General features: G+C 69.1%; 12 protein-coding genes. 4 read left to right on the forward strand and 8 right to left on the reverse strand.

Annotated elements, in window-relative coordinates:
- Positions 1–222 precede the first annotated feature (222 nt).
- On the reverse strand, positions 223–1,515 hold the full coding sequence (locus SAHL_RS15420) for an ammonium transporter (RefSeq protein ID WP_123592315.1): 1,293 nt from the start codon (positions 1,513–1,515) through the stop codon (positions 223–225).
- A 477-nt stretch (positions 1,516–1,992) separates the two neighbouring features.
- Between SAHL_RS15420 and SAHL_RS15425 the strand changes: the two genes are divergently transcribed.
- On the forward strand, positions 1,993–2,304 hold the full coding sequence (locus tag SAHL_RS15425; protein ID WP_123592325.1) for a metal-sensing transcriptional repressor: 312 nt from the start codon (positions 1,993–1,995) through the stop codon (positions 2,302–2,304).
- On the opposite strand, the gene SAHL_RS15430 is transcribed toward SAHL_RS15425, so the two are convergent.
- The 3 genes from SAHL_RS15430 to SAHL_RS15440 are packed head-to-tail and all read right to left on the reverse strand — an operon-like array spanning position 2,301 to position 4,451.
- Complete coding sequence (locus SAHL_RS15430; RefSeq protein ID WP_123592316.1) at positions 2,301–2,747, reverse strand: YeeE/YedE family protein; 447 nt, start codon at positions 2,745–2,747, stop codon at positions 2,301–2,303. The genes SAHL_RS15425 and SAHL_RS15430 overlap by 4 nt on opposite strands.
- On the reverse strand, positions 2,744–3,190 hold the full coding sequence (locus SAHL_RS15435) for a YeeE/YedE family protein (protein ID WP_123592317.1): 447 nt from the start codon (positions 3,188–3,190) through the stop codon (positions 2,744–2,746). Before SAHL_RS15435 ends, SAHL_RS15430 begins: the two co-directional genes overlap by 4 nt.
- A 22-nt stretch (positions 3,191–3,212) precedes the next feature.
- Positions 3,213–4,451 (reverse strand): NAD(P)/FAD-dependent oxidoreductase, encoded by a 1,239-nt coding sequence (locus tag SAHL_RS15440; RefSeq protein ID WP_123592318.1) that lies wholly within the window; start codon positions 4,449–4,451, stop codon positions 3,213–3,215.
- 129 nt (positions 4,452–4,580) lie between these two features.
- Here SAHL_RS15440 and SAHL_RS15445 point away from each other — a divergent pair, with 129 nt between their 5' ends.
- Positions 4,581–5,447 carry an MBL fold metallo-hydrolase gene (locus SAHL_RS15445; RefSeq protein ID WP_123592319.1) on the forward strand — a complete coding sequence of 289 codons (867 nt, stop codon included), beginning with the start codon at positions 4,581–4,583 and terminating at the stop codon, positions 5,445–5,447.
- 190 nt (positions 5,448–5,637) lie between these two features.
- On the opposite strand, the gene dsbG is transcribed toward SAHL_RS15445, so the two are convergent.
- The 3 genes from dsbG to dsbD are packed head-to-tail and all read right to left on the reverse strand — an operon-like array spanning position 5,638 to position 9,157.
- The gene (dsbG, locus tag SAHL_RS15450; RefSeq protein ID WP_245968568.1) at positions 5,638–6,447 is read right to left on the reverse strand and encodes a thiol:disulfide interchange protein DsbG; all 810 of its coding nucleotides are present in this window, start codon (positions 6,445–6,447) and stop codon (positions 5,638–5,640) included.
- Positions 6,448–6,470: 23 nt separating this feature from the next.
- A complete protein-coding gene (locus tag SAHL_RS15455; RefSeq protein WP_123592320.1) occupies positions 6,471–7,292 on the reverse strand; it encodes a TlpA disulfide reductase family protein in 822 nt (273 codons plus the stop codon).
- Positions 7,292–9,157 carry a protein-disulfide reductase DsbD gene (gene dsbD / locus SAHL_RS15460; protein ID WP_123592321.1) on the reverse strand — a complete coding sequence of 622 codons (1,866 nt, stop codon included), beginning with the start codon at positions 9,155–9,157 and terminating at the stop codon, positions 7,292–7,294. Before dsbD ends, SAHL_RS15455 begins: the two co-directional genes overlap by 1 nt.
- 163 nt (positions 9,158–9,320) lie before the next feature.
- Here dsbD and SAHL_RS15465 point away from each other — a divergent pair, with 163 nt between their 5' ends.
- Entirely contained in the window at positions 9,321–10,007 is a 687-nt protein-coding gene (locus SAHL_RS15465; RefSeq protein ID WP_123592322.1) for a response regulator, read from the forward strand.
- Entirely contained in the window at positions 10,004–11,347 is a 1,344-nt protein-coding gene (locus tag SAHL_RS15470; RefSeq protein WP_123592323.1) for an ATP-binding protein, read from the forward strand. Before SAHL_RS15465 ends, SAHL_RS15470 begins: the two co-directional genes overlap by 4 nt.
- A 92-nt stretch (positions 11,348–11,439) precedes the next feature.
- Here the strand turns inward: SAHL_RS15470 and SAHL_RS15475 are convergent, their stop codons facing one another.
- On the reverse strand, positions 11,440–11,889 hold the full coding sequence (locus SAHL_RS15475; protein WP_123630052.1) for a protein tyrosine phosphatase family protein: 450 nt from the start codon (positions 11,887–11,889) through the stop codon (positions 11,440–11,442).
- Positions 11,890–12,028 lie beyond the last annotated feature (139 nt).

The raw sequence follows: 12,028 nt of genomic DNA on the forward strand, positions 1-12,028 counted from the left end.
CGGGCTGAGTTCACGAAAGGTGTGATTCTCGTGCTGGATCATCCGGGCCGCGACGCCGATGACGATCGCGACCGCCAGTGCCAGGAAGAGCCAGACACCGAGGGAGCCGGGGCCGAAGGTGAAAACGGCCTGTGCACCTTCCCAGGTTGTGATTGGACTCGTGGTCATAGCGATACTCCTATTACTACGTTGGTGTGAATGCCGCACCGATACCGGTGCCGATCAGTGGCTTTCCGTGGCCCGGCTCGGTGTGGCGGGATTGGTTTCGGGATAGGCCTTGGTCGGGATTTCGACCGCATCCAGGCCCGCTTCCTCGACTTCCGGCGGTACGCGCAGAATGCCGACCGAGCGCAGCAGGAGCGACAGCAGGTAGCCCGGAATGAAGCCGGTGGCGGCCATGACGACGGCGCCGATGATCTGTCCCCACAAGGTGATCGGCGGCAGGTCACCCATGTTCGGGTAGCCGTGCAGGAAGATGCCGGCGGCGACCATGCTCCAGACGCCGGCGAAACCGTGCACCGCGACGGCGCCGACCGCGTCGTCCAGGCCCATCTTCTCGATGAACTTGCCGGCGACCGGGATCATGCAGCCGCCGAGGAACGCGATCACGAAGGCGAGCGGCGGATAATAGAGGTCGAGGCCCGCAGCCGCGGAAATGATGCCCGCGAGACCACCCGACATCATCCAGAACGGTTCACGGCTGACCGCGTAGGCGCCGATTACGCCGCCGGCGAAACCCATCAACGTGTTGAAGCCGAACGCCGACAGGTTGGTCGGGTTGCCGTAGATGGTGGTCCAGTCGCCGTAGATGATGCAGCCGCCGAGGAAGCCGAAGAAGCCGACGATGATCAGCATCAGGCCCACCAGCGTCATCGGCAGGTTATGCGCCGGGATGTCGTTGATCTCGCCGTTCTTGCCGAATTTGCCGATGCGGGCGCCGAGATTGATCAGCACGCCCAGGGCGAAGAAGCCGGCCACGGTATGCACACAGCCGGCAGCAGCGACATCGTGGAATCCGAGCTCGGTCAGCATCCAGCCGCTCGGGTGCCAGCCCCAGGCCGCGGCGAGAATCCAGACCACCGCGCCGAGAAATACGGCCATGATCACGAACGCGCTCATGCGTACGCGCTCTATGAGCGAGCCCGAGAGAATCGACGCGGTGGTCGCACCGAACAGCGTGAACGCGGCCCAGAAGATGCCGGTCGCCCGGTCCTCGATGTTCGGGCCCATGCTCGAACTCCACGGCAGCGCCGCGGACGCGCCGTCGGCGATCGTGAAACCGCCGGGAAAGGCGCTGTAGATCCACCAGCCGACGAAGAAGAAGACCGGGATGATGAACGCCAGCGCGAGAATGTTCTTCACGCCGGCGGCCAGGGCGTTCTTCGCCCGCGACGCACCCATCTCATAGGAAAGAAATCCCGCGTGGATCACGACCATCAGGGCCGTACACCACCAGTAGAATATCTCCATGTTCATGGAGCTCAGCTGATCAAGCTGCGTCTGCAGTTCTTCCATTGCCTAGCGCCTCCCTTGGCGATTCTCGAATCGATCGATTGTCTGCAATCGTTTCCTGAAGAGAAACATAGTTTCTTTTATAGAAATTCTTGAGCAATTTCCGCGCCAGAACATGGCCGGCGCGGCAAAAGCGTCGGAGAACCAGGGCTTTGATGATTCACGACGAATGGATGTGCGATTGCGGCGCCGCGTGGCCGCCTGCGGAGCGCACCATCGGCGTGCGGGGTTTGGTCCAGAACGATGCGAGCCCGGTTGCTGGGCGAGCGCGCCGCCACCACGGTGTTCGGCGACACGGACAGCGGCCATCGCGCTGCCGTTTTCCGGGGTGGCGCAGGTCGGACGGGGCGAGCTACCCGGCCGCCGGCGTGGCGTTCAGGAGCTCGCGACGGCAACGACGCCGATCGTCGAGCGATGCGCCTGCCGGCCGGCGATGGCTGCTAGCCTCTCGACTTCAGAAATGCGAGCGGCGCAGTGAACATGTCGGACTCGGCCGGGACATCCGATGCGATCGATCCGGAGGCGGATTGGGAGACCAGCAAGAGCGCGCTGATCCGGCGTCTGCGTCGGGTCGAGGGTCAGGTGCGCGGGCTGCAGGCGATGATCGAGCGCGATGCCGAATGCGAAGAGGTGGCTGTGCAGATGTCGGCGGCCCGCAAGGCGCTGGATCGCACCTTCTACAACATGCTGTCCAGCGTGATCGAGCGTGAGTTGTCGTGCCGGCATCTCGACGACGCCGACGCGCGTGAGCGCCTGAAGTACGCGACCGAGCTGCTCGCCCGCTACGGCTAGCGGTGATACATGCGCCGTCGGCGCTGGCGCGAGGGCAGGCCGGGAAGCCGTGACAAAAGCCCGCCGGCGATCATCGCCAGGAGAAATATCACCGCCTCCCGCGGGTTGAAGGTCAGCGCGGCGAGCGCCGGGCCGGGACAGTAGCCCGCCAGCCCCCAGCCCAGGCCGAACAGCGCGGCGCCGCCGAGCAGCCGGCGATCGATCGCGCCGCGCGCAGGCAGATGAAATGTGTCACCGATCCACGGCCGTGGCCTGCGCCGCAGCCAGGCGAAGCCGGGCATGAACACCGCCAGCGCACCGCCGATTACCAGCGTCAGGCTCGGATCCCATCCGCCGAGGATGTCGAGAAACGCCAGCACCTTGTTCGGGTCGGCCATGTGCGACAGCGCCAGACCGAAACCGAACAGCACACCGGCGGCCAGCGCGATGGCATGCGTCTTCACGGCCCGATGCCCAGACCGTGGCGCAGCACGACGGCGGCGATCACGCCGGTGGCCATGAAGACCGCGGTCGCAGCCAGCGAGCGGGGCGACAGGCGGCCGATACCGCAGACGCCGTGACCGCTCGTGCAGCCGGAACCCAGGCGCGTGCCGAGCCCGACGAGCAGCCCGGCCACGACGACCATCAGGGTCGGAAAGCCTTGCCGTGCCGGCAGGTCGGCCGGCCAGAGCGTGACGTAAAGCCCGGCGCCGGCCACCAGCCCCAGCAGGAACGATAGCCGCCAGCCGCCGCCTTCGCCGGCAACCAATCCGTGCACCATGCCCGAGATGCCGGCGATACGGCCGATGCCCGCGAGCAGCAACAGCGCCGCCAGGCCGATCAGCAAACCGCCGGCCAGCGCGGTGGCCGGCGTGAAATCGACGATGGCAGCAAACGGTGCGGGCATGGCGTGCTCCGGCGGCGGGGCGCTAGGCGGTCAGGTCGGGCCGCGGCTTGGGCTCGGGCCAGTGCCAGTCGCGTCCTTTGAGCATGACGTGCCAGTACATCCAGGGAAAGCCCCGGCTCTTGAGCGGCCAGTGGATGCGCCGGGCGACTCGCGGGTCCAGCGGAAAGCTCGACACCACCTCGCCGCCATAGCGGAATTCCGCCAGCAGGACCTTGCCGTGGGCCACGGTCAGCGGGCAGGCGCCGTAGCCGTCGTAGTCGCCACGCTGGGCGCGCTCGCCGAGCGCGGTGCGCAGCTCGCCCACCAGGACCGGGAACTGGCGTCGTACCGCGGCCATGGTCTTGGCGTTGGGCGTGTCGGTGCAGTCACCGAGGGCGTAGACGTTGTCGTAGCGCGTGTGCGTGAGCCGGTTCTTGTCCACGCTCACCCAGCCGGCGTCGCCGGCCAGCGGGCTGTTCTTGACCACGTCCGGCGCCGACTGGGGCGGCACCACGTGGAGCATGTCGAAGTCGCGTGTCACCTGGCCGTCGTCGGTATCGAACACGGCCTGCCGGGCCGGGCCATCGACCGCCACCAGATTGTGCTTGAAATGGGGCGTCGCGCCGTAGCCGGCGATGATGTCATCCAGCGCCCGGGCATAGGCCGGCACGCCGAACATGGCGCCGCCCTGGTTGTAGAAGGCCACGTTCGCCTGCACGCCGCGCTTGCGCAGGGTATCGGCCGTCAGATACAGCGCTTTCTGCGGCGCGCCGGCGCACTTGATCGGCATGGCCGGCTGCGTGAACAGCGCGTTGGCACCCTGGCCGAGTCCGCGCGCGAGCTCGTGGGTATAGGGCGCGAGATCGTAGCGGTAGTTCGAGGTCACGCCGTTGGCGCCCAGCGTGTCCGGTAGGCCTTCGATAGCGTCCCAGTCGAGCTGCAGGCCGAGTGCGACGACCAGGAAGTCGTAGCTCACGCCGGCACCGGAGGCCAGTTTCACGTGGTTGTCGTCGGGGGCGAAGCCGGCGACGGCGTCCTTGATCCAGGTGGCCTTGTCGGGCATCACGTCGGCTTCGTGCCGGTGCGTGTCCCGGGCACGCATATCGCCACCGCCGACCAGTGTCCAGCCGGGCTGGTAATAGTGGTCGTCGCTGGGCTCGATCACCGCGACATCCAGCTGCGGCGATTCGCGCAGCAGCGACGCGGCCACCGACAGGCCGGCGGTGCCGCCGCCGGCGATCACGATGCGGTGATGCGAAGAGGTGCGGCTTGGATCGGTCATGGGAGGGCTCCTGCTTGCGACTGATACCCCGTAGGGTATAAATTAAACTATCAGTTATTTGCAAATAGCTCAAAGTTTCAAGGGCCCGCTGTACCGGGCCGACGTTTCACAGCCGCAGGAAGACAGATCATGCAGGGCGGATCCCCCGAAGTCGTCGGCTTCTTCGACCACAAGACCTTCAGCGTCCAATACGTGTGCATCGACACCGCAACCGATCGCTGCGCGATCATCGACCCGGTACTCGATTACGACGAAAAGTCCGCAAGCACCGGCACCGCATCCGCCGACGCCATTCTCGAGCTGATCCGCGATCGCGGCCTGACCGTCGACTGGATCCTGGACACCCACCCGCATGCGGATCACCTGTCCGCCGCGATCTATCTGCAGGAGCAGCTCGATGCCCCGCGGGGTATCGGCGAACACGTGATCGACGTGCAGAAGCTCTGGAAGGACATCTACAACTTCGGCGACGACTTCGCCACGGACGGCCGGCAGTGGGACCGTCTGTTCGCCGACGGCGACACCTTCAAGGTCGGTGAACTGGATGTGCGGGTGATGCATTCGCCCGGGCACACGCTGGCCTCGATCACCTATGTCATCGGCGACGCCGCGTTCGTCCACGACACCCTGTTCCAGCCGGACTTCGGCACCGCGCGGGCGGATTTCCCCGGCGGCGACGCGGCCACGCTGTATCGCTCCATCCAGCGCATCCTCGAGCTGCCGGACGCCACCCGCGTGTTCACCGGCCACGACTACATGCCGGACGGGCGCGAGCCGCGCTGGGAGTCCACGGTCGGCGAACAGCGTGCCCGCAACCCGCACCTGCAGGACATGGACGAAGCGGGGTATGTCGCCCTGCGCAACAAGCGCGATGCCGAACTGCCGCTGCCCGCGCTCATGCTCGCCGCGCTGCAGATCAACACCCGCGGCGGGCGCCTGCCCACGCCGGAAGACAACGGCACGTCGTACCTCAAGATTCCGATGAATCGCTTCTAGGCGGCAGCCGGCGCGGGCCGAGCTCGTTGTGGAGTGCGTCGATCGTCGGTACGTCAGCGCGCTGTCGAGGCCGAGCCGCGGGCCGGTCTCGGCGTTTGCTGGCATACGGCACGGATACGACACGTCAGCGATCGCATGCTGCGGTCGTTATGTGGCCGAGCCATGACGCGGGTGCGAGAGAGCGTGCTGCTCACGGCTTCGGCCCGAGGATCTGTTCGATCTCATCGCCCCGCGGCATGCCCTGCTTGACGGCGATCTCGCCATTGGCGTCGCGGTAGAGAATGGTCGGGGTGGCAAAGTAGCCGAGCGCGCTCATCAGATCGTTGTTGGCGGTGACCTTGTCGCGCGCGCTCTCGGGAATGTCGTCGGCGGCGGTGATGCCGCCGTCGGCGTAGTTTTGTTCGTGGCGCTCGAGCGCGGCACTCGGATCGTCGGCGGCGACGATGGTGGCGGCCTTGGGCACGCTGTCGGCCTTGAGGATGCCGACCATGACGTGGCGTATCTGTACATCGCCGGCTTCGACCCAGGGCCGCGCGGTCTGCCAGAACTGGTTGCAGTACGGGCAGTTGGGATCGGTGAGTTCGTAGATGATGCGCTCGGCGTCTTCGTCGCCGTCGCGGACCCACGTGCTGTCGGCGAGCTGGTCCCAGGCGTCGTCGTTCTTCGGCCCTGACACGATGCGCTCGAGCGGCTCGGCGGTGAGGTCCGTGCCGTCGCTGTCGACCAGCGTGCCCAGCAGCGCGTGCTCGCCGTCGGGGGTGAGATAGATCGCCATGGGCCGCCCCTGGAACGTGGCGGCGTAGCCGGTCAGCCCGCCCGGTGCGTCGAAGCGGTCGACGATCTCCAGGCCGCGGTCGGCGAGCGCGGCGATCGGCGCGGGGCGATCCGCGTCGCGGTCGTTGTCAGCGTCGGAGGGGCCGGCCCAGGCCAAGAGCACATAGGCGCCCGCCACCACGGCGGCGAGCGGTACGGCGAGCAGCATGCGGGTGAGACGGGTCATGATTTCTCCTTTGGCGTTCGGTGTCACGGGCGTTCGAAGCGTTCCAGCGCGGCCGCGAGCGAGGCGCGCGAGAGCTGGCCGAGATGGCTGTCGACCAGCCGGCCGTCGCCGTCGTAGAACAGCGTGGTGGGCAGCGCGGCGGAGCCGGCCTGCTTGGCCAGCCGCCCGCCGGCGTCGCGCAGGACGTGGTCGATGTGCAGGTCCAGGCTGTCCAGAAAACGCTGGATGGTGGGGGCCGCCTCGGCCTGGTTGGCGAACACGAACAGCACGTCGTCGCGCTCGTTCTGGGCGGCCTCGAGCACGGGCATCTCCGCGCGGCAGGGTGGGCACCAGGTCGCCCAGAGATTGACCACCATCGGCCGGCCCTCGGCTTCGGCCTGCAGCGTGGCGAGATCGGTGGCGCGGCCGTCCAGCGTCTGCAGCTGAGCCTCGGGCAGGCTTGCCGCCTGCTGCTCGATCAGGGTGAGCGCGCCGCCGGTCAGCCCCCAGGCGAGGCCGCCGCCGATCAGCGCGGCGGCCAGCGGTGCGCGCAGCACCGGGCGGCGCCAGACCACGAAGCTGGCGTAGGCGGCCATGCCGAGCAGCCCACCGATTGCATCGAAACCGCCGTCACGAATGTCGAGAATGCCCAGCGGCGCCGGCCGGTATTCGCCGAAGTAGCGGATCACGAACACCAGCCGGGCCGCCACCGCGCCGGCCAGCGCCAGGTTGAACAGCGTGTCGGTGATGGGCACGTCGCGCCGGCGCGCGGCGATCTTGCCGATTACCAGCGCCGTGGCCAGCGCGAACAGCATCAGGGCATGAGCGACCGAGATCGCCAGCGGGCCGAGGTTGAAGGACAGCATCAGAAATTCTCCGCGTCGGCGCGTGCGCGTTCGAGGTGGTCGAGAAAGGCCTCGGCGTCCAGCTCGCCGACGATGCGCGCGCTGCGGGCCTCTTCGCCGTTCGGGCCGATCAGCAGCAGGGTGGGCGGACCGACGACGCTGTAATGCCCCATCAGCGCGCGGTCGGCGGCGTCGTTGTCGGTCACGTCCGGGCGCAGCAGCTGCACATCGGCGAGTGCCGCCTGCACGCGGGCGTCGCCGAAGACTTCGGATTCGATCACCTTGCAGGAGATGCACCAGTCGGCATAGAAATCCACCAGCGTCCAGCGGCCGTTCGCGCCGGCCTCGGCCACCTGCGCATCGAGGGCGTCGAGATCGGCCACGGGGTCGAAACGCGCCATGAAGTCGTGCGTCTGCGCGCCGGCTTCGCCGCCCGCGCCGGTCGTATTCCCGGGCGCGCCGGCAAAGGCCAGCGGCCGGGTCGGGTCGCTGGCGCCACCGGCGGCGCCGATCACCAGCAGCGCGCCCCACAGCGCGATCAGCAGACCGGCCACGCGCGCGATCATCGCCGAGGGCAACGTGGTCCGGGCGGCGCGCAGCGCGACCTGATAGAGCGTGGTGCCGATGGCGAGCAGCCACGCGCCCCACAGTCCGAGCATCCAGGGGTCGGGCGTCACGCGGGCGACGAGCCACAGCGCCATGCCCAGCAGGACGAAACCGAACACCGCCTTCACGCCGTTCATCCACGGCCCCGGCCGCGGCAGGAATCGGGCGCCGAGGCTACCGGCGAGCACCAGCGGCGCGCCCATGCCCAGGCCGAGCGCGAACAGCGCGCTGCCGCCAATGAGCACGTTGCCGGATTCGGCGATGAACAGCAGCGCGCCGGCCAGCGGCGCGGTCATGCACGGGCCGACGATCAGCGCCGATAGCGCGCCCATGACCGCCGCGCCGCCGAGGCTGCCGCCGCGCTGGGCGCTGCTGGCGCGATCGAGCCGGTCACGCAGCGCCGCCGGCAGCTGCAGTTCGTAGACGCCGAACATCGCCAGCGCGAGTGCCACGAACACGAGCGCGAACGCGCCCAGCACCCAGGGCGTCTGCAGTGCGGCCTGCAGATTGGCACCGGCCAGCGCCGCGGCCACACCGAGCAGGGCATAGGTCACGGCCATGGGCAGCACATAGGCCAGCGACAGCGTCAGTCCGCGCCGGCCGCGCGCGCCGCTGCCCACGATCAGGCTGGTGAGGATCGGCACCATGGGCAGCACGCAGGGCGTGAACACCAGCAGCAGCCCGAGCCCGAAGAACACCAGCAGCACCCAGGCCGTGTTGCTGTCGGACAGCTGTGCGGCTAGCGACTGATCCTCGCCGAGCGCGACGGCATCGCCGGCGCCGGCGGGCGTGGTCGGGGCCCGGCTGCCCTCGTCGTCGGAGCCCCCGGGGGCGGCCGCGCCGCCGCCCAGGTCGTAGTCGGCCAGATTCAGCGTCGTGTGCTGGGGCGGGTAGCACAGGCCCGCCTCGGCGCAGCCCTGCCAGGTCAGTTCGAGGCGGCGCGCTTCGCCCGGGTCGACGACGATCGACACGTCGTCGTGATAGACCTCGGATTCGCCGAAGAACTCGTCGCTGATCGGCTCGCCGGCGGGGATGTCGACGTCGGCCACGGGCGCCGGATCGCCCTGGACATCGAACTGATGGCGGTAGAGATAATAGTCCGGTGCGACGCGCCAGGTGACGGTGAGGCGGCCGTCGTCAGTGCCCTCCGTCTCGACGGAGAACGCCTGGTCCACGCTGAGAAAATCCTCGTCCGCGCTCTGGGCGGCGGCGGGCAGGGCGAACGCGCCGGCCCAGACGGCCAGCACGGCAGCGGCTGCGATGACGACTCGAGGATGCATTGAACCCATCGGACAGGGGCCTTGCCGTAAAACCGATGGGCCGAGACTCGAGCCGGCCGATTAAGTCAGCATGAAGTGCCCGGCGCCGGCAGACGGGGCGAGCACTTCATCGCCGCTTAATCGCGCCGGGCATACTGGGCCGATTGGTTGGCGCGAACGCATCATGCACGTACTGCTCATCGAAGACGACACGCTGGTCGGCTCGGGCATTCGCAGCGGCCTCGAGGTGGCCGGCTTCACCGTGGACTGGGCCACGAACGCCGAACAGGCCCGGCTGTCGCTGGCCGCCGTGGACAGCGATGTGGTGGTTCTCGACCTGGGCCTGCCCGATACCGACGGTCTGGCGCTGCTGCGCGAATGGCGGCGCGCGGACAATCCGGTGCCGGTGCTGGTGCTCACCGCCCGCGACGCCGTGGCCGATCGCGTGACCGGGCTGCAGGCCGGCGCCGACGACTATCTGCTCAAGCCGTTCGATCTCGACGAGCTGACCGCCCGCCTGCAGGCGCTGCTGCGGCGTGCGGCCGGGCGCGCGACCTCGCTGATCGAGCACGGGCCGGTGTGTTTCGATCCCGTCGGCCGCCAGGTCTGGCGCGACGGCCGCGAGGTCGAGCTCACGCGGCGCGAGTTCGCGCTGCTGGCCAAGCTGCTGTACGCGCGTCGTGCGATTCTGAGCCTGGAGCAGCTCAAGGACGCGCTCTACGGCCTCGACACGGACGTCGAGAGCAACGCCGTGAACGTGCATATCTACAACCTGCGCCGCAAGCTCGGCGCCGGGCTCATCCGCACCGTGCGCGGGCTGGGTTACCGGCTGGGCGAGCCGGCCGATATCGATCGCGGCGGGCCGGCATGAGCCTGCGCGCGCGCCTGTTGCTCACCCTCGGGCTGTCGTTCGCACTGCTGTGGCTGCTGGCCGCGGCCTGGCTCTACAGCGATCTGCGTCAGCAGATGCGCGATACGCTCGACCAGCGTCTGGCGGCGTCGGCGCGCATGGTGGCGGGGCTGGTCGCGCAACTGCCGGAGAATGCCTGGGACCAGGCGGGTGGCCCGGTGCTGTCGATTCCCGCGAGTACCGGCGTCGCCTGCCAGATCAGCTCGCCGCGCGGCCGGGTGCTGTTGCGGACCCACGGCGAATTCGAGGGCGGTCTCGAAGCCCCGGCGCCCGGCTTTGCCGATCGCGTCATCGAGGGCGAGTCGTGGCGGCTGTTCACCTATGTGCAGAACGGGCTGCACATCACCACCGCCGACCGGCTGTCCGAACGCGTGACCCTGCAGCGCAACGTGATCGTCGTCGCGGTCGTGCCGTTCGTGGTCGCGCTGCTGGGCAGCCTCGTCGTGCTCTGGTTCGGTATCCGGCGCGGACTCGCGCCGTTGGACCGACTGCGCAGCGAACTCTCTCAGCGCGCGCCCGACACGCTCACCCCGATCGAGATCGCGCGGGCGCCCAGCGAGCTGCGCCCGGCCATCGATACGCTCAACCGGCTGCTCGTGCGTACCGGCGAAGCGCTCGCACGCGAACAGCGCTTCACCAGCGACGCCGCCCACGAGCTGCGCACGCCCCTGACCGCGATCAAGACGCATGTCCAGCTCGCGTCCCGGCTGGGCCCGGCCCGCGGCGCGGCCGCGATCGCCGACGCCGAGGCCGGTATCGCCCGGCTGCAGCGCACGCTCGAGCAACTGTTGCTGCTGGCCCGGGTTGAATCCGGCGATGCCGTGTTCGCCGATGCCGAACCCGCATCGGGCCAGGGGATCGCGGCGGCTGCGCTGGCCGATCTGTCCGCGGCCGACCGCGTGCAGGTCGACGACCGCGCGCCCGGAGCCGTGGTCGCCGCGCCGCCGGCGCTGGCGAGTGCGGCGTTGCGCAACCTGTTGGAGAACGCCCTGCGGCATGCGCCGGCCGGCGAGCCGGTGACCCTCGATATCGACGCGGCCGGCGCGCAGGTCGTGTTCACCGTGCGCGATCGCGGCGACTGGCCGGCGGATCGCAGCACCGACGCCCTCACCCGGCGTTTCTGGCGCGGCGCGGTCGGGCGCGGCCAGGGCGTGGCCAGCGGCCCGGGCAGCGGCCTGGGCCTGACGATCGTCGCCGCCATCGCCGCGCGTTTCGACGGCGAGCTGGCCTTCGAGCCGCGCGCCGCGGGCGGACTCGTCGCGATGCTCTCTTTCCCGGGCGTCGGCGTGACGCAAAGCTGAGCGCTCAGCGTCTCGCGCCTGCCGGCCGTACGCCGGGCGGCGTTTCAGTCGGGCGTCATCACCATGGTCGCGTGCGCCACGTATCGCCCGATTCAGCCGAGCTTGGCGCGGGTGGCCTCCAGCAGCGGCGATTTCGGATTCAGGCCGGCGGCGCGGCCGATCTCCATGGCTTCGTCGGCGCTGCGGCCCTGGATATGGCGGGCGCGATAGGCCAGCAGCGCGCCGACGCGGTTGCTGCTCGCGCAGTGCACGAGCGCGGGCACGCCGCCCTCGGCCCCCAGCGCTTCGTCGAGCCGGCGTGCGCTGGCGTCGTTGATGTCGTCGGGCCCGGCCACGGGGATGTGCACGTAGGTCATGCCGGCGTCGCGCACGTGCGCGGCTTCGTCGAATGCGTCGAACTCGCCCGCGGGGCGCAGGTTCACGACCGTGTGCACGCCCTCGCGGCGGGCGGCGTCGAGCTGTGCCGCCGTCGGCTGGCCGGCGGCGACGATGTCGCCGTCGAGTTTGCGGGCGTTGGCGAGATCCGATGTGTAGTCGGCCATGTCGGTTTCCTGTTCGAGGTGATGTCTGTGCTCACGCCTACGGTGAGGGTGACGCGGGCGCGGTTCCAGTTCTGATGGAAGCGATCTCTGAGCCGGGCGGTGCCGCGTGATGGGTATCGTCTTCGGCATCGTGGTGGGG

The sequence above is a fragment of the Salinisphaera orenii subsp. halophila YIM 95161 genome (assembly GCF_003732545.1).
Classification (GTDB): domain Bacteria; phylum Pseudomonadota; class Gammaproteobacteria; order Nevskiales; family Salinisphaeraceae; genus Salinisphaera; species Salinisphaera orenii_A.

What these genes read in the sequence shown, in the direction of transcription:
- SAHL_RS15420 (WP_123592315.1), bottom strand. Translation starts at nt 1,515, where the DNA reads ATGGAAGAACTGCAGACGCAGCTTGATCAGCTGAGCTCCATGAACATG.
- SAHL_RS15425 (WP_123592325.1), top strand. Translation starts at nt 1,993, where the DNA reads ATGTCGGACTCGGCCGGGACATCCGATGCGATCGATCCGGAGGCGGAT.
- SAHL_RS15435 (WP_123592317.1), bottom strand. Translation starts at nt 3,190, where the DNA reads ATGCCCGCACCGTTTGCTGCCATCGTCGATTTCACGCCGGCCACCGCG.
- SAHL_RS15440 (WP_123592318.1), bottom strand. Translation starts at nt 4,451, where the DNA reads ATGACCGATCCAAGCCGCACCTCTTCGCATCACCGCATCGTGATCGCC.
- SAHL_RS15445 (WP_123592319.1), top strand. Translation starts at nt 4,581, where the DNA reads ATGCAGGGCGGATCCCCCGAAGTCGTCGGCTTCTTCGACCACAAGACC.
- dsbG (WP_245968568.1), bottom strand. Translation starts at nt 6,447, where the DNA reads ATGACCCGTCTCACCCGCATGCTGCTCGCCGTACCGCTCGCCGCCGTG.
- SAHL_RS15455 (WP_123592320.1), bottom strand. Translation starts at nt 7,292, where the DNA reads ATGCTGTCCTTCAACCTCGGCCCGCTGGCGATCTCGGTCGCTCATGCC.
- dsbD (WP_123592321.1), bottom strand. Translation starts at nt 9,157, where the DNA reads ATGCATCCTCGAGTCGTCATCGCAGCCGCTGCCGTGCTGGCCGTCTGG.
- SAHL_RS15465 (WP_123592322.1), top strand. Translation starts at nt 9,321, where the DNA reads ATGCACGTACTGCTCATCGAAGACGACACGCTGGTCGGCTCGGGCATT.
- SAHL_RS15470 (WP_123592323.1), top strand. Translation starts at nt 10,004, where the DNA reads ATGAGCCTGCGCGCGCGCCTGTTGCTCACCCTCGGGCTGTCGTTCGCA.
- SAHL_RS15475 (WP_123630052.1), bottom strand. Translation starts at nt 11,889, where the DNA reads ATGGCCGACTACACATCGGATCTCGCCAACGCCCGCAAACTCGACGGC.